This window comes from Tsukamurella pseudospumae, from assembly GCF_001575195.1.
In the GTDB taxonomy this organism is placed as follows: domain Bacteria; phylum Actinomycetota; class Actinomycetes; order Mycobacteriales; family Mycobacteriaceae; genus Tsukamurella; species Tsukamurella pseudospumae.
The window spans coordinates 103,468-124,216 of the sequence record NZ_LSRF01000012.1 but is presented as its reverse complement, the minus strand read 5'-3'; the positions used below and the strand labels follow the sequence as shown (position 1 = coordinate 124,216).

Below are 20,749 nucleotides of genomic sequence, written 5' to 3'. Positions count from 1 at the left end.
GCCCGTGCGCCGCGCCACCGGCGACACCCTCGACGCGAGCACCCTCCACGCGCTGCTGAAGCTGCGCGCGGAGGTGTTCATCGCCGAACAGCAGAGCCCCTGGCTGGACATCGACGGGCGCGACCTCGATCCGTCGACGATCCACTTCTGGCTGCCCGACGGTGCGCCCGGGTCCGGCCCGGGTCGTGACGTCGTGGCGACGGTGCGGCTCACCGCCGAGGGACCTGGCCTGGCCCGGATCGGTCGGGTGTGCGCGGCACCGTCGGCCCGCGGGCAGGGGCTGATCGGCCTGCTGATGGCGGCCGCGCTCGACGAGCTCGGCGAACGGGCGTGCCTGCTGGAGGCGCAGTCCCACCTGGAACCGATGTACGCGAAGTACGGATTCGCCCGTGAGGGAGACGAGTTCGTCGAGGACGGGATCCCGCACGTCCCGATGAGGAGGCCGGCACGTGATTGACCGCTACCCGTTCAGTGCGGTCGTGGGCCACGACGAGCTGCGGCTCGCATTGACGCTGTGCGCCATCGCGCCCGCCGTGGGCGGCGTCCTCGTGCGCGGCGAGAAGGGCACCGCCAAGTCCACCGCCGCGCGTGCGCTCGCCCCGCTGCTGCCCACGCGGCCCGACGGTGCCCCCGCCCGCCTCGTGGAACTGCCCATCGGCGCCACGGAGGACCGCGTGGTCGGCTCGCTCGACCTGCACCGCGCGCTCGGTGAGGGCGCGGTCGATTTCACGCCCGGCCTGCTCGCGGACGCCGACGGCGGCATCCTCTACGTCGACGAGGTCAACCTGCTCTCCGACCATCTGGTCGACGTCCTGCTCGACGCCGCCGCGATGGGACGCGTCACCGTCGAGCGCGACGGGATCTCCCGCGCCTACCCCGCCCGGTTCGTTCTGGTGGGTACCATGAATCCGGAGGAGGGCGAGCTGCGCCCGCAGCTGCTCGATCGCTTCGGGCTCGCCGTGGACGTGCACGCGAGCCGCGAGGTGGACGTGCGCGTCGAGGTGATGCGCCGACGCCTGGCCTTCGAGTCCGACCCCGCGGCGTTCGCCGCCGAGTACGCCGACGTCGACGCAGACCTGGCCCGCCGCATTGCCGATGCCCGCGACCGGCTTCCGGGGGTCGCGCTCCCCGACGCCGAGCTGCGCCGCATCGCCGCGGTGTGCGCCGCCTTCGACGTCGACGGCATGCGCGCCGACCTGGTCATCGCCCGCGCCGCGCTGGCCCACGCCGCGTGGCGGGGTGCGGCCGAGGTCACCGAGGACGACGTCCGCGTCGCCGCGGAACTGGCCCTGCCGCACCGCAAGCGCCGCGACCCCTTCGACGAGCCGGGCCTCGACGACACCGAACTCGACCGCGCCTTCGACGACGCCCGCGCCGACGACGAGCCGGACCCCGAACCGGATCCCGATCCCGACGGCCCGGGAGGCGGCGACGCCCCGGAACCGCCGCCGTCCGGGCCCGACTCCGCGGGATCGCAGGAGCAGCAACCGGATCCGGCCGGCGGCACCCCGCTCCCGACGGCGCGGCACCGCACCGTCGCCAAGCTGACGGTGCCCGGCACCGGGACCGGCGGGGCGACGGGCCGCCGCTCCAAGACCCGCTCCGACCGCGGCAGCGTCGTCCGGGCCGCGCCGGCGGGCACCGGTTCCGGCCTGCACCTGGCCGCGACGCTGCGGGCGGCCGCGCCCGAACAGGCCGCCCGGGGCCGGGCCGCAGGGCCGCTGCGCCTCGCCCCGTCCGACCTGCGGTCCCCGGTGCGCGAGGCGACCGAGGGGAACCTCGTCGTGTTCGTCGTGGACCTGTCCGGGTCGATGGCGGCACGGGAGCGGCTCGCACTGGTCGGTGAGGCCGCGGTGTCGCTGCTCCGCGACGCCTACCAGCGGCGCGACAAGGTGGCCGTGATCGGCTTCCGCGGCGCCGAGGCGACGCTGTTGGTTCCGCCGACCCGGTCGGTCGACGTGGCCGTCGCACGGTTGTCCCGCGCCCGCACGGGCGGCCGCACCCCACTCGCCGAAGGGCTGATCGAGGCGCGGAAGCTGTTGCGCCGTGAGGATCTGCGGCCCGATGCCCGGCGGCCGCTCGTCGTGCTGCTCACCGACGGCCGCGCGACCGCCGGCCACGACCCGCTGCCCCGCGCGCTCGCCGCCGCGGCGGGCCTGCACGCCGATGCGCGAGCCGCCGTGGTCGTGGACTGCGAGACCTCGATGGTCCGGCTGGGGCTGGCAGCGAAGGTGGCGGCGGCCCTCGGAGCCACGATGCTGCCGCTCGACGGATTGAGCCCCACCGACCTGGCCCGCGCGGCCTGACGAAGGAGAAGCCATGCCGCAGGGCAAGGTCGAAACGGTCCCGCAGGACGGGCTGACCACCCGGCAGCGCCGCAACCAGCCGGTACTCGCCGTGCACACCGGTCCGGGCAAGGGGAAGTCGACGGCCGCGTTCGGCATGGCCATGCGCGCCTGGAACCAGGGCTTCCCCGTCGGCGTCTTCCAGTTCGTCAAGAGCGCGAAGTGGAAGGTCGGCGAGGAGCAGACGATGCTCGCCCTGAACGAGGTGCACGAACGCACCGGCGCCGGCGGGCCCGTGGAGTGGCACAAGATGGGGCAGGGCTGGTCGTGGCTGCGCCGCTCCGACGACGCCGAACAGGACCACGCCGAGGCCGCCCGCGACGGGTGGCGCGAGATCGCGCGCCGGCTCAGTGTCGAGCAGCACCGCTTCTACGTCCTCGACGAGTTCACCTACCCGCTCAAGTGGGGCTGGATCGACGTCGACGAGGTGGTCGAGACACTGGTGAACCGCCCCGGGAACCAGCACGTGATCATCACCGGCCGGGACGCCCCGCAGGCCCTCATGGATGCCGCCGACCTGGTCACGGAGATGACCAAGGTGAAGCATCCGATGGATAGCGGGAGGAAGGGGCAGAGGGGGATCGAGTGGTGAGCCACGGCTGCGGAGGCCCCGGGAGGCGCGGTGGTCGTGGAGAGAGGGGCATCGAGTGGTAGCTCCCGTGGTCGTCATCGCGGCACCGTCGTCGGGGAGCGGTAAGACGACGATCGCGACCGGGCTGATGGGTGCCCTGGCGCGGACGGGCGTCGTCGCGCCCTTCAAGGTGGGCCCCGATTACATCGACCCCGGTTACCACGCGCTCGCCACCGGACGGCCGGGCCGCAACCTGGACCCCGTGCTGTGCGGGGAGCACCGGATCGCGCCCCTGTACCGGCACGGCGCGCTGGGCGCGGACATCGCGGTGGTCGAGGGCGTGATGGGGCTGTTCGACGGCCGGATCGTGGACGGCCCGGGCGGCGCCGCCGTCGAGGGCATCGGCTCCACGGCCGACGTGGCGGAGATCCTCGGCGCCCCCGTCCTGCTCGTCGTGGACGCACGCGGGCACTCGCAGTCCCTCGCGGCGCTGCTCGCCGGATTCACGACGTACCGGCCCGGCGTGGCGCTCGCGGGCGTCGTCCTCAACCGCGTGTCCAGCGCGCGGCATGAGCGCGTGCTCCGGGACGCCTGCGCGCACGCCGGCCTGGAGGCGGTCGGCGCGGTGCCCGGTGACGCCGCGCTGGAGGTGCCCGCGCGGCACCTCGGGCTGATCCCCGCCGCCGAGCGCGGCGCCGACGCGGTCGACGCCGTCGCCGCGATGACGGAGCTGGTGGCGAGGCACGTGGACGTCGAGCGGATCCGCGAGCTCGCGCGCCCCGTCGCCGACGGACCGGTGTGGTCACCGTCGGATCAGGTGGCGCAGGTCGGCTCGCCGACGGTGGCCCTGGCCGGCGGTCCCGCGTTCAGCTTCGGCTACGCCGAGCACGAGGAACTGCTCGCGGCCGCCGGTGCGCAGGTGCGCCGCTTCGACCCGCTCGCGGACGAGCTGCCCGAGGGCGCCGCCGCCGCGGTGTTCCCCGGCGGATTCCCCGAGGTCTACGCGGAGAAGCTGTCCGCGAACGAGGCGCTGCGCGCGCAGGTCCGGGACCTCGTCGGAGGAGGGGGAGTGGTGCACGCGGAGTGCGCGGGCCTGCTCTACCTCGCGGAATCGCTCGACGGTGTCCCGATGTGCGGGGTGGTGCCGGGCGCGGCGACCTTCACCCGGCGCCTGCGGCTCGGCTATCGGGACGCGGTGGCGCTCGCGCCGAGCCCGTTGTTCGAGGCGGGGCAGCGGGTCACGGGGCACGAGTTCCACCGCACGGCGTTCGTCGGCGGCGGTGCCCCGGGGGGCTCGCCGGCGTGGGGGTGGCGCGACGGCGACGGGGCCGCGACGACCGACGGTCACGTGTCGTCCGCTGTGCACTCCTCGTATCTCCACGTGCACCCTGCTGGATACCCCGAGGTCGCAGAACAGCTGGTCAGGGCGGTCGACTGAGGAATTCGTCTCACCCTGAACGCGACCCTCGCGCGGGCTGAGAGGTTCCTGTACAAAAGCTCTATGCACAAGTCGATCAAGCTCGTCTCCGTCACCTTCGCCGCCGCCGCCGTGGTCGCCACCTCCGCCTGCGCCGCCGGTTCCTACGCCGCCCCCGGCTCGCCCTCCGGTTCCGCCAAGCCCAGCGCCTCGGCGAAGCCCAGCCATGCCGCCCCCTCGTCCGCCAAGGCCGCCCCGTCGTCGGCCAAGGCCGTCGCCCCGAAGGCCGTTCCGGTCAAGGCGGGCACCCCGAGCGCGGTCCTGGCCTCGACCGCGTGGGAGACCACCGCGGCCAAGGACGCCAAGGGCGCCAAGGTCGCGCTGACCGACAAGAACGTCAAGAACTACGTGGGCTGGGCGTACTTCAAGAAGGACGGCACCTTCACCCTGTACAACCTGGACGACAGCGCCAAGGGGAAGGGCCTGTGGACCGTCTCGGCCGACGGCAAGACCCGCGACATCACCGCGCTCAACGCCGACGGCAGCGTGCAGTACAAGCGCACCGTCGAGATCGTCACGCTGACCGAGAAGGAGTTCACCTACCGGGTGTACCCCGAGGCATCGAACAAGGCCGTGTACTACGACATCGTGCACACCGCGACCAAGCACGCCGAGCCGCGCGCGTAGTCGACACGGCCGCTCACTAAGCTGAGCGGAATGAACAGCCACGGCGCCCCGCACGATCCCTACCTCGTCGGTCTGGATCTGCGAGGGCGCCGTGTCGTCGTCGTGGGGGCAGGCACGGTCGTCCAGCGCCGCCTGCCCGTGCTCCTCGCCGCGGGTGCCGACGTGCACGTCATCGCCCCCGAGGCCACGCCCGCCGTCGAATCGACGCCCGGCATCGTCTGGCACCGCCGGGAGTACACGTCCGGCGATCTCCTGGGCGCTTGGTACGTCCTGGCCGCCACGAACGACCCCGCCGTGAACGCGGCCGTCGTCGCGGAGGCCGAGGCGCAGCGCACCTTCTGCGTCCGGGCCGATCTGGCCCGCGAGGGCACCGCGGTCACGCCCGCCACCGTCGCCGCCGACGGGCTGCAGGTGGGCGTGCTCGCGTCGGGGGATCACCGCCGGTCCGCCGCCGTCCGGGACGGCCTGCGCGCGGTCCTCACGGGGGAGTCCGACGGTGCGCCGTCGAACGAGGGGCGGAAAGCGGGACTGGCGGGGAGCGTCGCGCTCGTCGGCGGCGGTCCGGGCGACCCGGACCTGATCACGGTGCGCGGCCGGTCCCTGCTCGCCCTCGCCGACGTGGTCGTCGCAGACCGGCTCGCGCCGCCGCGGCTGCTCGCCGAGCTCGCGCCGCACGTCGAGGTGATCGACGCGGCGAAGGTGCCGTACGGCCGTGCGATGGCGCAGCAGGCGATCAATCAGGTGCTCATCGACCGGGCCCGCGAGGGGAAGTTCGTGGTCCGGCTCAAGGGCGGCGACCCGTACGTCTTCGGCCGGGGGTTCGAGGAACTCGAGGCGCTCGCCGCGGAGGGCATCCCGGTGACGGTGGTCCCGGGCATCACGTCGTCGATCGCGGCGCCGTCCGCGGCGGGGATCCCGGTGACGCACCGCGGTGTCACCCACGAGTTCGTCGTCGTGTCCGGGCACGTCGCTCCCGGCCATCCCGACAGCCTGGTCGACTGGGACGCTCTCGGGCGGCTGCGCGGCACCGTCGTCGTGCTCATGGCCGTGGAGCGGCTCGCCGCGATCGCGGACGCCCTGATCGCCGGCGGCCGCCGCGCCGACACGCCGGCGGCCGTGGTCGAGAACGCCACGACCGGGGGACAGCGCACGGTCCGCGGCACGCTCGCCACCATCGCGGCCGACGCGGCGTCCGCCGAGGTGAAGCCGCCCGCGGTGCTCGTGGTCGGGGCGACGGCCGGATTCACCGCCGCCGATCCGTCATGACTTTTATCACTTCAGCAACTTGTGCCCCACTCGTTACCCGGATCGACTTCCGGTTCCCGCCGATCACTCGGTAGCCTCAGGGCATCATGACCTCTACGATGGCGCCCAGCAGCCCGGCGCAGACCTATCGTGTCAAGGGCAGCGCCGTCGGCATCCCGATCCTCGTGCTGTGCGGGATGATCTTCCTCTCGGTGCTCGACGGCACCGTCGTCTTCGTCGCGATGCCCGAGATCCAGGACGCCCTGGGGCTCTCGGACGCCTCGAAGGTCTGGGTGTTCGGCGCGTACGCGTTGACCTTCGGCGGGTTCCTCCTGCTCGGCGGCCGCCTCGGCGACACCTTCGGCCGCAAGAAGATGTTCCTGCTCGGCGTCGTCGGGTTCACGATCGCCTCGTTGCTCGCGGGATTCGCGACCAATGAGGCGTGGCTGCTCTCCGCCCGGGTCGGCCAGGGCTTCTTCGCCGCCATCGCCGGACCGACCGCGCTCGCACTGATCGCGACCACCTTCGCGCCGGGCAAGGCCCGTAATCAGGCGTTCGCGGTGTTCGGCGCGATGGCCGGGCTCGGCTCCATCGCCGGCCTCGTCGCCGGCGGCCTGCTCGCCACCATCGAGTGGCGCCTCATCTTCTGGATCAACGTCCCGGTCGGCATCGCCTGCGCGATCGGCGGCTGGTTCACCCTGGACGAGGCGATGTCCGAGCGGCGGCACGCTCTCGACGTCAAGGGCGCCGCGCTCGCTGTCGCGGGCTGCGTCACCGGCGTCTACGCCCTGACCGCGGGCCCCGAGGCGCACTGGAAGAGCGCCACCGTCTACGGCGCCGCGGCCGTCAGCATCGTGTGCCTCGCACTGTTCCTCTGGGTCGAGCGATCGGCGAAGAACCCGATCCTGCCCTTCTCTCTGTTCAACAACCGCAACCGGGTCGCGGCCATGGTCGCGATCCTGGTGTGCGGCGCCCTCATCCCGACGCTCGGCTTCTACGTGGCACTGACCTTCCAGCTGGTGCTCGGGTACACGCCGTTCCAGTCGGGGCTGGCGCTGCTGCCCTTCGCGGTCGGCTTCGGCATCTCGGTCGCCGTCAGCGCGTCGCTCGTGCGGCGGTTCCAGGCGCGCTGGCTGGTCGCCGCGGGCGGGGTCATCGTCTTCCTGCCCTGCGTCTACGTGCCGACCCTGATGAGCAAGGCGCCCGCGACCATCGGCTACTTCCCGCAGATCGCGCTGCCCGTGTTCTTCATCGGCATCGGCGTCGGCCTGGCGGTCGTTCCGCTGCCCCTGGGCGCGGTCGCCGGGGTGCGACCGTCGGAGATCGGCCCGCTGACCGCGCTCATCGAGGTCGCCCAGAACCTCGGCGGCATCGTGGGCCTGGCGTCCGTGCAGGTCGTGGTGACCTCCCGCATCATGGCGGAGCAGGGGCCCACCACCGGGCACCTCAAGCACAAAGAGCTCACGGGCGACCAGATCCACGCGCTCGCGTCCGGCTACGGCCTCGCGTTCCTGGCGTGCGCGGCGATCCTGATCATCGCCGGGCTCGTGGTCGTCCCGTTCATGCGGTTCACCCCGGACGAGATCGCCGAGGGCCAGGCTGCCAAGGAGTCCAGCGAGTCCGGCGGCGCGATCCCGTCGACCTCCTTCCCCGCGCAGGCCTTCGAAGAGGACGACGACGATGTCGCCGACGACTGGGAGCCGATCGAGGGCGACGTGACCTCGGGCCCGATCCCGGTGGTCCGCCGCGAGGACCTCGAACGCGCCTACAACGAGAAGCCGGGCGATCCGGAGCCGGTGTACTTCACCGACCGGTTCCGCGCGATCAAGCGCTCCGCCGTCGAGACGCCCGGCGCGCAGCGCCCGCAGGACCCGCAGCGACCGCCCGCGCAGGCCCCGCAGCCGCCGACGCAGGCGATCCCGACGGCGCGGCCGCAGCGTCCGGCACCGTCGCGCACGGCTCCGTCGGAGCCCCACCGCGCCTACTCGCACCCGAGCGACCCGCTGCCGCGCCGAACCGGTGCCCCCGGCGACGACCTGGCCGGCGTGGCCCGCCCGTCGGGGCCGATCCAGCGCGAGAGCGCTGACATGCCGCGCCCACCCGCGCCCCCGCAGCAGCCGGGCCGACAGCAGGGACCGCAGCAGTCGCACCGGGCCGGCGGGCCCGTCCAGCGGCCGAGCGCGCCGATCGGGCGGCCAGGCGGCCCGGTGGACCGCCCCAGTCAGCCGATCCAGCGCCCGAGCGGCCAACTGAACCGCCCGAGCGGCCACCTGAACCGGCCGGCCGCGCCGGTGGAGCGCCCGAGCGGCTCGGTGTCGCGACCCGCGCAGTACCAGCCCCCGCAGTACCGCGGATCGGACCAGCAGCCGCAGGGGCAGCGGCCGGCGCCGCAGCGGGCGGTGCAGGCGCCGAACGACGGCGGTCGGCACGCCGCCCCGGAGGCGGACGGCATGCATCATCCGGACTCGTCGGAGCAGGCGGACCGCGTGAGCCGGGCCCGCCGGCACCGTCGGGAGGACTGAAGCTCGGGTCGAGATCGCGGCCGCACCCGGCTGAGTGCCCGGGCGCGGGGCGTGTCGTCCGAATTGTGACCTTCCGGTGACCCGGCTGGTACTCGATCCCCGGATCGACGCCGTGGTCTGCGGAAACAGCCATCGGAGATGGGTTCCGACCGCACGGATATTTCGTCACTCCAGTAACTCGGGTGACAAAAACCGGCATGAACGATTTCCGGGCACCTTCTATCAGCCGGTAGCCTCGGACCTCATGACTTCCACGACGATGGCCCCTGGCGGCCCGGCGCAGACCTATCGCGTCAAGGGCAGCGCTCTCGGCATCGCCATCGTCGTGCTGTCCGGGATGATGTTCCTCGCCGTGCTCGACGGCACCGTGGTGTTCGTGGCCATGCCGCGCATCCAGGAGGCCATGCACCTGTCCGACGCCGCGAAGGTGTGGGTGTTCGGCGCCTACGCGGTCACGTTCGGCGGCTTCATGCTGCTCGGCGGCCGGCTCGGCGACACCTTCGGCCGCAAACGGATGTTCATGCTCGGCGTGGGCGGCTTCACCTTCGCGTCGCTGCTCACCGGCTTCGCGACGAACGAGGTCTGGCTGCTCGCGGCCCGCGCCGGGCAGGGATTCTTCGCCGCGATCGCCTGCCCCACGGCGCTGGCGCTCATCGCGACCACCTTCGCGCCGGGCAAGGCGCGCAACCAGGCATTCGCGATCTTCGCCGCGATGGGCGGGCTCGGCTCCGTCGCGGGTCTCATCGCCGGCGGCCTCCTCGCCACGTGGGACTGGCGCCTCGTCTTCTGGATCAACGTCCCGGTCGGCATCGCCTGCGTGATCGGCGGGTGGTACGCGCTCGAGGAGTCGATGTCCGACCGCCGGCACGCGCTGGACGTCAAGGGCGCGATCCTCGCGGTCGCGGGCTGCGTCACGGGCGTGTTCGCGCTCACCGCGGGACCGGAATCGCACTGGCAGAGCCCTGCGGTCTACGCCGCGGCGGCCTTCAGCGCCGTGTGCCTGGTGGCCTTCCTCTACGTCGAGCGGACCGCCAAGAACCCGATCCTGCCGTTCTCGCTGTTCCACAACCGCAACCGCGTGGCCGCGATGATCGCGATCCTCGTGTGCGGCGCCCTCATCCCGACGCTCGGCTTCTACGTCGCCCTGACCTTCCAGCAGGTGCTCGGGTACACGCCGCTGCAGTCCGGCCTCGCGCTCGTCCCGTTCGCGGTGGGCATGGGCATCTCGACGCTGGTCGCCTCGAAGCTCGTGCTCAAGTACCAGGCGCGCTGGCTCGTGCTGCTGGGCGGCGTCATCGTCTTCCTGCCGTGCCTCTACGTCCCCACCCTGATGACCCGCGACCCGTCGACGGTCACCTACTTCCCGTACATCGGCGTGCCGGTGTTCCTCATCGGCATCGGGGTGGGCTTCGCGATCATTCCGCTGCCGCTGTGTGCGCTCGCGGGTGTGCGTCCCACCGAGATCGGCCCCATGTCGGCGCTCGTCGAGGTGTGCCAGAACCTGGGCGGCATCATCGGTCTGGCGTCGGTCCAGGTCGCCGTGACCTCGCGGATCATGGCGGGCGGCGGACCGACCAGCGGCGAGCTCAGTGCCGATCCGGCGGTGCACGCGGAGCAGCTCAAGGCTCTCGCCTCCGGCTACGGCCTTGCGTTCATCGCGTGCGCGGTGATCCTCATCGTCGCCGGGCTCGTGGTCGTCCCCTTCATGCGGTTCACGCCCGAGGAGGTCGCCGAGGGGCAGGCGGCTCAGGAGTCCAGCAAGTCCGGCGGCGCGATCCCGTCCACGTCCTTCCCGGCGCAGGCCTTCGAGGAGGACGACGACGTCGACGACGACTGGGAGCCCATCGAGGGCGATGTCACGTCCGGCTCGTTCGCCGCGATCCGCCGCGAGGACTTCGACCGCGCCTACAACGAGCGGCCCGGCGACCCGGAGCCCGTGTACTTCACGGACCGCTTCCGGGCGATCAAGCGCGGGCAGGTCGACGGTGCCGCCGCGCCGCAGGATCCGCAGCCGGCCACCCAGAACTTCCCCGCGGCGCGTCCGCAGCGCCCGGCGGCCCAGGGCCCCGCTCGGGTTCCCGCCCCGCCGCGCCCCGTGTCGCAGCCGCGCCCGGCACCGTCGGCGCCGCAGCAGGCCTATTCGCACCCGAGCGACCCGCTGCGCCGTCCGGTCTCGCAGCCCGGCGCCGACCTCGCCGGCCTGGCCCGCCCGTCGGGCCCGATCCAGCGCGAGAGCGCCGACCTGGAGCGTCCGCCCGTACCGCCGCGAGAGCCGACGCACCGCCGGCCCGCGCCGCAGCCGCCGCGCCGGCCCGCCGCGGACCCGCACTACCCGCCGAGCCGCCCGATCCCGCACGCCGCGCGTCCGATGCCGCGGCCCACGGGCCCGCAGCCCGTCCCGCCGCCCGCGCCGCAGCGCGAGTTCGCGCCGCAGACCGGCGGTCGGCACGCGCTGCCGGAGCCGGACGGCATGCACCACTCGGAGTCGCCGCAGGCCGACCGGGTTCGCGCCCGCCGCCACCGGCTCGACGACTGAGAGGCGACCCCGATACCCGGGGTCAGGCGGTCGTGACGATCGTGACCTCGGTGGGGGAGGACAGTTCGGCGCGCAGGCCGGCCTTCTCTGCCACCTTCACGACGGCGCGGGCGTCGCCGGGTTCGGCCCGGCTCACGACCAGTGCCCGGGCCAGCAGGCCCTTGTGGTGCTTGTTGAAGTGCGAGACCACGGCGCGGGAGCCGTCGGGCTTCTCGGTGACGACGGTGGCCGTCACCGCGCCGGGCACCTTCCCCAGCGCCGCGTAGCCGCCCGAGCGCAGGTCCACGACGAGGCCGCGGTCCGCGGCGGCGAGCGCCTCGGCCAGCGCGGGTCTCCAGGCGGCCGCCAGCGTGCCCAGGCCGGGCAGCTTCGAGCCCGAGGAGAGCCGGTAGGCGGGGATCGGGTCCTCCGCGCCCACCGCCCCGAACAGCGCCGAGCCCACCGCCAGGCGGGCGTCCGCCTTCGCGCGCTGGGCCTTCGTCAGTCCGCGCACGTCCAGTGCGTCGTAGAGCACGCCCGTGTACTGCTCGATCGCCGGGCGCGTCGGCGCGGTGCGCAGGGCGCGGTTGCGCTCCAGCTCGTCGGTCTGGCCCTCCGACAGGCCCAGCGCGGCGCGGGCGGCACCGTCGTCCTGCGAGAGCGCGACGAGGGCGTCGAGAAGGCGCCCGCGGGTCGGTGTCAGCGACGGGAAGGTGAGCGTCTCGAGGTCGAGGGGCGCACCGGAACCGCCACCGGCCTTGGTTTCGGACGGGGGAAGCAGGATCAGCACACCGGACACACTAAGCTGTGGCGTCGTGATCACCCGATTCTCCCAGCTGTTCCTGCGCACGCTCCGCGACGACCCGGCTGACGCCGAGGTCCCCAGCCACAAGCTGCTCGTCCGCGCCGGCTACGTGCGCCGCATCGCCCCCGGCGTCTACTCGTGGCTGCCGCTGGGCCTGCGGGTGCTGCGCAACGTCGAGCAGGTCGTGCGCGAGGAGATGAACGCGATCGGCGGCCAGGAGATCCTGCTGCCCGCGCTGTTGCCGCGTGAGCCCTACGAGACCACCAACCGGTGGACCGAGTACGGCGACAGCCTGTTCCGACTGCAGGACCGCAAGGGCGCCGACATGATGCTCGGTCCGACCCACGAGGAGATCTTCGCCCTCACCGTGAAGGGCGAGTACAACTCGTACAAGGACCTGCCCGTCATCCTGTACCAGATCCAGACCAAGTACCGCGACGAGGAGCGGCCCCGCGCCGGCATCCTCCGCGGCCGCGAGTTCGTGATGAAGGACAGCTACAGCTTCGACACCACCGACGAGGGGCTGTCGGAGGCGTATGCGAAGCACCGCGCGGCGTACCAGCGGATCTTCGACCGGCTGATGGTCGAGCACGTCATCGTCTCCGCGACATCGGGTGCCATGGGCGGCAGCGCGTCGGAGGAGTTCCTCGCGGTGAGCCCCGTCGGTGAGGACACCTACGTGCACTCGACCGAGTCGGGCTACGCCGCGAACGTCGAGGCCGTCGTGACGCCCGCGCCGCCCGCGATCCCGCTCGACGGCCTGCCCGCCGCGCAGGTCTACGACACCCCGGACGCACCCACGATCGACTCGCTCGTGGCCTGGGCCAACGAGGGCGCCGACGGTGCCTCCGTCCTCGGCCGCGAGGTAGTCGCGGGGGACACGCTCAAGAACGTCATGGTCAAGACCCGCGCCCCGGGCGGCGACTGGGAGCTCCTCGGTGTCGGCGTCCCCGGCGACCGCGAGGTCGACGTCAAGCGCCTCGAGGCCTCGCTGGAGCCCACCGAGGTGGCGCTGCTCGAGGCCGAGGACTTCGCGAAGTACCCCTTCCTCGTCAAGGGTTACATCGGCCCGAAGGCGCTGCTCGCGAACGAGGTCCGCTACCTCGTCGACCCGCGTGTCGTCGACGGCACCGCCTGGATCACCGGCGCCGACGCGCAGGGGCAGCACGTGGTGAACCTCACCGCGGGTCGTGACTTCGTCGCCGACGGCACCATCGAGGCCGCCGAGGTCCGCGACGGCGACGCCTCGCCCGACGGCAAGGGCGTGCTGAAGTCCGCACGCGGCATCGAGATCGGCCACATCTTCCAGCTGGGCCGCAAGTACACCGACGCCTTCGAGGTCGACGTCCTCGGCGAGAACGGCAAGCCGGTGCGGCTGACCCAGGGTTCGTACGGCGTCGGCGTCTCGCGGCTGGTCGCCGTCATCGCCGAGCAGCGGCACGACGACAAGGGCCTGCGCTGGCCCAAGGGCATCGCCCCGTTCGACGTGCACGTCGTGATCGCGAACAAGGACGAGGGCGCCTGGTCCGGCGCGGAGGAGCTGGCGGGCGCGCTCGACGCCGCGGGCCTGCAGGTGCTGCTCGACGACCGCAAGGCCTCGCCCGGCATCAAGTTCAAGGACTCGGAGCTGCTGGGTGTCCCGACGGTGGTCGTGGTCGGTCGCGGCTGGGCCGACGGGGTCGTCGAGCTCCGCGACCGCCTCAGCGGCGAGGCCCGGGAGATCCCCGTCGCCGACGCCGCCGCGGAGATCACCGCCGCCGCGCGCTAGATCGTCACCAACAGCGAAGGCCCGCACCGGAAGTCGGTGCGGGCCTTCGCCGTTGCGCGCCGCTCAGCCGAGCAGGCCGAGCACGTAACCGGTGGACGAGGTGTCGGCGCTGATCCCGATGATGATCAGAATCAGGATGGCGAGGCAGACGAGGATGCCGATGCCACCCGTGATGATGCCGGCCAACGCCATGCCGTGCCCCTGTTGGCCGGTCACCTTGATCTTGTTCATCGCGATGACACCCATGACCACGGCGGCGATGCCGGGAACGATGCCGATGCCCCAGGCGCAGAACATGGCGATCGAGACGATGCCGCAGACCATGGCCGCGATCGCGAGGCCGTTGGTCCCGGCGGTCGGCTGGCCGTAACCGGGCGCGGGGTAGCCGGGCAGGTTCTGGCCCGGGTACGCGGGGAACCCGGGCTGCTGCCCGAACTGCTGCTGGCCGTAGGCGTTCTGCCCGAACTGCGGGTCGCCGGGGTACACCGGCGGGGCGGCGTACGGGTCCGCGCTCGGCGCGGCGTAGGGGTTCGACGGTGCGGCGTAGGGATCGGCCGGCGCGCCGTAGGGGTTCGGGACCGCGTAGGGATCGGCGGGCGGCGCGTACGGGTTCGACGGTGCCGCGTACGGGTCCGGCTGCGCCGTCGGGTGCACCGTGGTCGCCGCGTCGGGATCGCCGCCGACGTCCGACGCGGTGTCGCGCTTGGTGAGGTCCGGGCTGGAGGAAGCCGGCTCAGCGGGACGGATCACCGTCGGATCGTAGGTCCCGTCGCCGGGCTGCTGCGGATCGTTGGACGTCATGCTGCGAGTGTAAAGGTCTCGCAATCCGCGGTGCCGCGGCCGAGCGCACCGTCGAACGGAACGCTACGTGCGGATCCCCGGGAACGGGGCGGTCACCGGCGCGACGCCGAGCGCGGCGCGCCATCGTGCGCCGCGCACGGCGGCGCCGCCGAGACCGGTGACGCCGAGGTGACGCACCCCGTCGCCGTCGCCGTGGGTGAGCACGCCGCGGTGGGCGGCCGCGCTGTCGTCCTCGGCGGCGGCCGCCACCTTCGCGGCGCTCACCGGGTCGGTCACGGGTTCCGGCGGGTTGTACGCGGCCGCGGCGACGGGCACCTCGACGCCGGCGGCGCTGAGCACGCGGGCCAGGGCGTCGCGCTGGGCGCGGTGCTCCGCCGCGTACGTGGCGATCTCGGCGCGGCGGGTGGGCGCGGCGAAGGCCTCGACCACGCCGTACAGGTACACCGCCGCGTGTTCCGAGGTCAGCGCCGCGGCGACCGCCTCCTGTGCGGGCGTCATCCGAGCACCACCTCGGCATGCACGCGGGTGGCCGCGGCGACGGAGCCGAGCAGCGCGGCCTGATAGCCGGACGCGGCGACGGCGGCATCGCCCGCCTCCCGGGCCGACCGGGTCAGCTGCGCGCGCAGCGACTGCCGGGTCACCGGGGCGGGTGCGGCCGCGGTGGACGACGGTGCCGCGGTCACCGAGGTGGGGCGCTCCACGTAGCGGGAGAGCTCGTCGGCGAGGGCGTTGGCGTGCTGGCCCCGCTGGTCGGCGATGAGGCTCAGCTGGGGGCCGGCGGCACCGTCGAGCACGGCGAGTCCGCGTGCGAGGTCGGCGTCGGCCTGGGCCCGGGCGGCCGCCGCCTGCAGGCGCACGGCCTGCGGATCGTCGGCGCGGTCCTCCGGCGTGGTGCACCCGGCCAGGGCGGCACCGCCCACCAGGGCGCCACCGGTGACCAGCGCGGATGTCAGGGCGGTGCGCCGGTCGATGCCGCGGCGCGCGCGGTGGGGTTGGTCGATCACGGGCACGAGTCTATGGGGTCCGGCTTCCGACCGAAGGCGCGGCGGTCGGCCCGCGCGCCATGAGTACACTGGTCGCAGCGTTCGACACCGTGGGCGAGGTGCCCCGGGACAATTTCACAGGGAGGCGCGTATGGCATACGACGAAGCGGCGGTGAGAGCCGTCATCACGCCTCACCTGGAAGCGGCGGGCCTCGATCTCGAGCAGGTGAAGATCAACAACGCCGGCCCGAAGTCGTCCATCGCGGTGGTGGTCGACAGCGACGCCGGCCCCACGCTCGACGGCCTGGCCGAGGTCGCCCGGGCGCTGTCCGCGGCGGTCGACGAGGCGGACGAGGTCTTCGGCGGCCAGGCGTTCACCCTCGAGGTCACCACGCCGGGCGCGGAGCGCCCGCTCGCCGAGCCCCGCCACTGGCGCCGCGCCCGCGGCCGCCAGGCCGCGATCGAACTGCGCGACGGCACGACCCTGCTGGCGCGCGTCGGACCGCTCGCGGACGACGGGACCACGGTCACCGTCGTCCTGCCCGGGGCGAAGGGCGCCGCCCCGACGACCCGGGACCTCGACCTCGGGGACGTGGCCGCGGCCACCGTCCGGGTCGAGTTCCGCAGGCCCAACCCGCAAGAGATGGAGCTCTCGGGCATCACGCCCGGGCGCGTGGAGTCGGGCGCCGAGCCCGAGGATCTGACCGGCGACGACGCCGACGAGGAATGAGGACGTAGATGAACATCGACATGGCGACCCTGCGGGCGATCGAGGCGGAGAAGGACATCTCCGTCGACACCGTGATCGAGGCCATCCAGGTCGCGCTCCTCACCGCGTACAAGCACAGCGAGGGACACGAGCCGCACGCCCGGATCGACGTCGACCGGCGCACCGGCCAGGTGAAGGTGCTGGCGCAGGAGCTCGACGCCGACGGCAACATCATCACCGAGTGGGACGACACCCCCGAGGGCTTCGGCCGCATCGCCGCGGACTCGGCGCGCCAGCTGATCATGCAGCGCCTGCGGGACGCGGAGAACGACCGCACGTTCGGCGAGTTCGCGGTCTACGAGGGTGAGGTCGTCTCGGGCGTCGTGCAGGCGGACGCCCGCGCCGCGGCCCGCGGCTTCGTCGTGGTCCGGATCGGCAGTGAGCGCGAGGGCCACGAGGGTCTGCTGCCGCCGGCCGAGCAGGTGCCGGGGGAGAGCTACAACCACGGCGACCGGATGAAGTTCTACGTCGTCGGCGTCAGCCGCGGCCAGCGCGGCACGCAGATCACCCTGTCGCGGACGCACCCGAACCTGGTCAAGAAGCTGTTCGCGCTCGAGGTCCCGGAGATCGCCGACGGCAGCGTCGAGATCACCTCGGTCGCGCGGGAGGCCGGCCACCGGTCCAAGATCGCCGTGCGCACCTCCGTGCAGGGTCTCAACGCGAAGGGCGCGTGCATCGGCCCGATGGGCCAGCGTGTGCGCAACGTGATGAGCGATCTCGAGGGCGAGAAGATCGACATCATCTCCTACGACGACGATCCGGCGGTGTTCGTGGGCAATGCGCTCTCGCCGTCGTCCGTGGTTTCGGTCACAGTGGTCGACGCCAAGGAGAAGGCCGCCCGCGTGGTGGTCCCCGACTTCAAGCTGAGCCTCGCGATCGGCAAGGAGGGGCAGAACGCCCGCCTCGCGGCCCGCCTGACCGGCTGGCGCATCGACATCCGCTCCGACGCGGAGAGCAGCGAGCCGCAGTGAGCGAACCGGTCCGCACCTGCATCGGGTGCCGGGGCCGGGCCCCCGCGGGGGAGCTGATCAGGGTCGTCGCGGTTCCCCGGGCCGACGGTGCGCCGCACGTCGTCGTGGACGACCGGCACCGTCTCCCGGGGCGGGGCGCCTGGCTCCACGACGACCCGCGGTGCCGCGAGCTGGCGCGGAAGAAGAACGCGTTCCGCCGGGCGCTGCGGGTTTCGGGCGCACTGGAGGAGTCCCTGGGGTGAAACGACTTGCCCGACGCGCTACTATTATGAGCGGTCTGAAGACGGTTGGTCTTTCCCAAGGCCCACCCACTCGGAGATGAAGGAATCGAGCTGAAGACATGAGCACACCGTGAAGCACCAGCGATGAACGGCAATCGGAGTAACTAACCGAGGTCGGCGGGATGAGCAATGCCCTCGACCTCACATTTGAGGAGAAGAGTGGCAGGCAAGGCCCGCGTGCACGAGTTGGCTAAGGAACTCGGTGTCACCAGCAAGGAAGTTCTCGCACGTCTCAGTGACCAGGGCGAGTTCGTGAAGTCCGCGTCGTCGACGGTGGAAGCACCCGTCGCGCGACGCCTGCGCGAGTCGTACGGACCCAAGTCCGACGGCGGCGCGAAGTCCGAGAGCGGCGCGAAGCCCGGTCCGGCGCGCAAGCCGGCCGCACCGGCCGCTCCCGCGACCCCCGCGGCGAGCACCCCCGCAGCGTCGGAGCCCGCGGCCCGTCCGGCCGCTTCCGGCGCACGTCCGGGCCCCCGCCCGGCCGCCCCGGCGGCGCCCGAGCCCACCCCGGCTCCCGCTGCGCCGGCCGCTCCTGCCGCCCCCGCGGCGAGCGCGGCACCGTCGGCCCCCGAGGCTGCAGCGCCGTCGGCACCGTCGGCCCGCCCGGGCCCGCGTCCGGCCGGTCCGAAGCCCGGCCCGCGCACCCCGAAGGTCGGCAACAACCCGTTCTCCTCGCAGGCTCCCGTCGAGCGTGCGCCCCGCCCGCAGCCGGGTCCCGGTGGCCCGCGCCCGCAGGGCGGTCGTCCGGCTCCCGGCCAGGGTGGCCCGCGTCCGCAGGGCGGCGCCCGTCCGGCTCCCGGCCAGGGCGGTCCCCGTCCGCAGGGCGGCCGTCCGGCCGCCGGTCCCGGCGGTCCCCGTCCCACCCCGGGCAGCATGCCCCCGCGCCCGAACCCGGGTGCGATGCCCGCGCGCGCCGCGCGTCCGGCCGCACAGGGCCGTCCCGGCCCCGGTGGTCGTGGCGGGCCCGGCGGTCGTCCCGGTGGCGGTGGCGGCGGCTACCGCGGTGGGCCCGGCGGCGGTGCCGGTGGTGGCACCGGTGCACCCGCAGCGGGTGGTTTCCGCGGTCGTCCCGGCGGCGGCGGTCGTGGCCGTCCGGGTGGCACCGCGGGTGCCTTCGGTCGTCCCGGTGGCGCTCCGCGTCGTGGCCGTAAGTCGAAGCGCGCGAAACGCGCCGAGTACGAGAGCATGCAGGCGCCGATCGCCGGTGGCGTGCGGTTGCCCCGCGGCCAGGGCGAGACGATCCGTCTCGCCCGGGGCGCGTCCCTGAGCGATTTCGCCGAGAAGATCGACGCCAACCCGGCGTCGCTGGTCCAGGCGCTGTTCAACCTGGGCGAGATGGTCACCGCGACCCAGTCGGTGAACGAGGAGACCCTCGTCCTGCTGGGCGAGGAGATGAACTACGTCGTCCAGGTCGTCAGCCCCGAGGACGAGGACCGCGAGCTGCTCGACAGCTTCGACCTCACCTACGGAGAGGACGAGGGCGACGAGGACGATCTCGAGCAGCGTCCGCCGGTGGTCACCGTCATGGGCCACGTCGATCACGGTAAGACCCGACTGCTCGACACGATCCGCAAGGCCAACGTCCGCGAGGGCGAGGCCGGCGGCATCACGCAGCACATCGGTGCCTACCAGGTGCTCACCGAGCTCGAGGGCAACGAGCGCCTGATCACGTTCATCGACACCCCGGGTCACGAGGCGTTCACCGCCATGCGTGCCCGCGGTGCCAAGGCCACCGACCTCGCGATCCTCGTGGTCGCGGCCGACGACGGCGTCATGCCGCAGACGGTGGAGGCCATCAACCACGCGCAGGCGGCCGACGTGCCGATCGTCGTGGCGGTGAACAAGATCGACAAGGAGGGCGCGCAGCCGGAGAAGATCCGCGGCCAGCTCACCGAGTACGGCCTGGTCCCCGAGGAGTACGGCGGCGACACGATGTTCGTCGACATCTCCGCGAAGCAGGGCACGAACGTCGACACGCTGCTCGAAGCGGTGCTGCTGACGGCCGACGCCTCGCTGGACCTGCGGGCGAACCCCGACATGGACGCGCAGGGCGTGGCCATCGAGGCGCACCTCGACCGCGGTCGCGGCCCCGTGGCCACCGTGCTCATCCAGCGCGGCACCCTGCGGGTCGGCGACTCGATCGTGGCCGGCGATGCGTACGGTCGCGTCCGCCGCATGGTGGACGAGAACGGTGACGACATCACCGAGGCGTTCCCGTCGCGTCCGGTGCAGGTCATCGGCTTCACGTCGGTGCCCGGCGCAGGTGACAACCTGCTCGTGGTCGACGAGGACCGCATCGCCCGGCAGATCGCCGACCGGCGCGCGGCGCGCAAGCGCAACGCCCTGGCGGCACGGTCGCGCAAGCGCGTCTCTCTGGAGGATCTGGACGCCGCGCTCAAGGAGACGAGCCAGCTCAACCTCATCCTCAAGGGCGACAACTCGGGCACCGTCGAGGCCCTCGAGGAGGCCCTGCTGGGCATCGAGATCGACGACGAGGTGCAGCTGCGCGTCATCGACCGCGGTGTCGGTGGCGTCACCGAGACCAACGTCAACCTGGCGTCCGCGTCGAACGCGATCATCATCGCCTTCAACGTGCGGGCCGAGGGCAAGGCCACGGAGCTCGCCAACCGCGAGGGCGTGGAGATCCGGTACTACTCGGTGATCTACCAGGCCATCGACGAGGTCGAGGCCGCGCTCAAGGGCATGCTCAAGCCGGTCTACGAGGAGAAGGAGCTCGGCCAGGCCGAGATCCGCGCGATCTTCAAGTCGTCCAAGGTGGGCAACATCGCGGGTTGCATGGTCCAGTCCGGCATCATGCGTCGCAACGCCAAGGCGCGGCTGCTGCGCGACTCGACGGTCGTGGCCGAGAACATCACGGTCACCTCGCTCAAGCGCGAGAAGGACGACGCGACCGAGGTCCGCGAGGGCTACGAATGCGGTCTCACGCTCTCGTACTCCGACATCAAGATCGGCGACGTGATCGAGACCTACGAGCTGGTCGAGAAGGCCCGCGATTAGTCAGGGGTCACCGCCCGGGTGCCGATGCGCCCGGGCGGTGGCTCCCCAAGC

Annotated in this window: 17 protein-coding genes; 13 read left to right on the top strand and 4 right to left on the bottom strand. The window is 72.9% G+C overall.

The window, feature by feature from the left end:
• Positions 1-4: 4 nt before the first annotated feature.
• The 8 genes from AXK60_RS08465 (at position 5) to AXK60_RS08430 (ending at position 11,323) form a co-directional block, all read left to right on the top strand.
• Complete coding sequence (locus AXK60_RS08465) at positions 5-457, top strand: GNAT family N-acetyltransferase (protein ID WP_068570611.1); 453 nt, start codon at positions 5-7, stop codon at positions 455-457.
• Positions 453-2,306: a VWA domain-containing protein gene (locus tag AXK60_RS08460; protein WP_139057830.1), complete on the top strand. Its 1,854-nt coding sequence runs from the start codon at positions 453-455 to the stop codon at positions 2,304-2,306. Before AXK60_RS08465 ends, AXK60_RS08460 begins: the two co-directional genes overlap by 5 nt.
• Positions 2,307-2,319: 13 nt before the next feature.
• Positions 2,320-2,937: a cob(I)yrinic acid a,c-diamide adenosyltransferase gene (gene cobO, locus AXK60_RS08455; protein ID WP_068570609.1), complete on the top strand. Its 618-nt coding sequence runs from the start codon at positions 2,320-2,322 to the stop codon at positions 2,935-2,937.
• A 55-nt stretch (positions 2,938-2,992) separates the two neighbouring features.
• Positions 2,993-4,354 (top strand): cobyrinic acid a,c-diamide synthase CobB, encoded by a 1,362-nt coding sequence (locus AXK60_RS08450; RefSeq protein WP_068570608.1) that lies wholly within the window; start codon positions 2,993-2,995, stop codon positions 4,352-4,354.
• 63 nt (positions 4,355-4,417) lie between these two features.
• A complete protein-coding gene (locus AXK60_RS08445) occupies positions 4,418-5,020 on the top strand; it encodes a DUF4822 domain-containing protein (RefSeq protein ID WP_068570607.1) in 603 nt (200 codons plus the stop codon).
• 30 nt (positions 5,021-5,050) lie between these two features.
• The gene (gene cobA, locus AXK60_RS08440; protein WP_068570606.1) at positions 5,051-6,286 is read left to right on the top strand and encodes a uroporphyrinogen-III C-methyltransferase; all 1,236 of its coding nucleotides are present in this window, start codon (positions 5,051-5,053) and stop codon (positions 6,284-6,286) included.
• 86 nt (positions 6,287-6,372) lie between these two features.
• Positions 6,373-8,787 (top strand): MFS transporter, encoded by a 2,415-nt coding sequence (locus AXK60_RS25435; protein WP_244881065.1) that lies wholly within the window; start codon positions 6,373-6,375, stop codon positions 8,785-8,787.
• 244 nt (positions 8,788-9,031) lie between these two features.
• Positions 9,032-11,323, top strand: a complete 2,292-nt coding sequence (locus AXK60_RS08430) for an MFS transporter (protein ID WP_244881064.1) — start codon at positions 9,032-9,034, stop codon at positions 11,321-11,323.
• 22 nt (positions 11,324-11,345) lie between these two features.
• On the opposite strand, the gene yaaA is transcribed toward AXK60_RS08430, so the two are convergent.
• Entirely contained in the window at positions 11,346-12,092 is a 747-nt protein-coding gene (gene yaaA / locus AXK60_RS08425) for a peroxide stress protein YaaA (protein ID WP_068570666.1), read from the bottom strand.
• Positions 12,093-12,117: 25 nt separating this feature from the next.
• Here yaaA and AXK60_RS08420 point away from each other — a divergent pair, with 25 nt between their 5' ends.
• Positions 12,118-13,875 carry a proline--tRNA ligase gene (locus AXK60_RS08420; RefSeq protein WP_068570605.1) on the top strand — a complete coding sequence of 586 codons (1,758 nt, stop codon included), beginning with the start codon at positions 12,118-12,120 and terminating at the stop codon, positions 13,873-13,875.
• A 63-nt stretch (positions 13,876-13,938) separates the two neighbouring features.
• Here the strand turns inward: AXK60_RS08420 and AXK60_RS08415 are convergent, their stop codons facing one another.
• The 3 genes from AXK60_RS08415 to AXK60_RS08405 form a co-directional block, all read right to left on the bottom strand.
• Positions 13,939-14,676 (bottom strand): DUF4190 domain-containing protein, encoded by a 738-nt coding sequence (locus AXK60_RS08415; RefSeq protein WP_068570604.1) that lies wholly within the window; start codon positions 14,674-14,676, stop codon positions 13,939-13,941.
• A 63-nt stretch (positions 14,677-14,739) separates the two neighbouring features.
• On the bottom strand, positions 14,740-15,174 hold the full coding sequence (locus AXK60_RS08410) for a ferritin-like domain-containing protein (RefSeq protein ID WP_068570603.1): 435 nt from the start codon (positions 15,172-15,174) through the stop codon (positions 14,740-14,742).
• The gene (locus tag AXK60_RS08405; protein ID WP_139057825.1) at positions 15,171-15,680 is read right to left on the bottom strand and encodes a hypothetical protein; all 510 of its coding nucleotides are present in this window, start codon (positions 15,678-15,680) and stop codon (positions 15,171-15,173) included. The genes AXK60_RS08410 and AXK60_RS08405 overlap by 4 nt, the downstream gene beginning before the upstream one ends.
• Before the next feature lie 130 nt (positions 15,681-15,810).
• On the opposite strand from AXK60_RS08405, the gene rimP reads away from it, so the two are divergent.
• The 4 genes from rimP to infB all read left to right on the top strand — a co-directional run bounded on the left by rimP (position 15,811) and on the right by infB (position 20,698).
• Complete coding sequence (gene rimP / locus AXK60_RS08400; RefSeq protein ID WP_068746391.1) at positions 15,811-16,389, top strand: ribosome maturation factor RimP; 579 nt, start codon at positions 15,811-15,813, stop codon at positions 16,387-16,389.
• Positions 16,390-16,397: 8 nt separating this feature from the next.
• Positions 16,398-17,399 carry a transcription termination factor NusA gene (gene nusA / locus AXK60_RS08395; protein WP_068570600.1) on the top strand — a complete coding sequence of 334 codons (1,002 nt, stop codon included), beginning with the start codon at positions 16,398-16,400 and terminating at the stop codon, positions 17,397-17,399.
• Complete coding sequence (locus AXK60_RS26295) at positions 17,396-17,641, top strand: YlxR family protein (RefSeq protein ID WP_068570599.1); 246 nt, start codon at positions 17,396-17,398, stop codon at positions 17,639-17,641. Before nusA ends, AXK60_RS26295 begins: the two co-directional genes overlap by 4 nt.
• Positions 17,642-17,839: 198 nt before the next feature.
• A complete protein-coding gene (gene infB, locus AXK60_RS25720; RefSeq protein ID WP_244881063.1) occupies positions 17,840-20,698 on the top strand; it encodes a translation initiation factor IF-2 in 2,859 nt (952 codons plus the stop codon).
• Positions 20,699-20,749 lie beyond the last annotated feature (51 nt).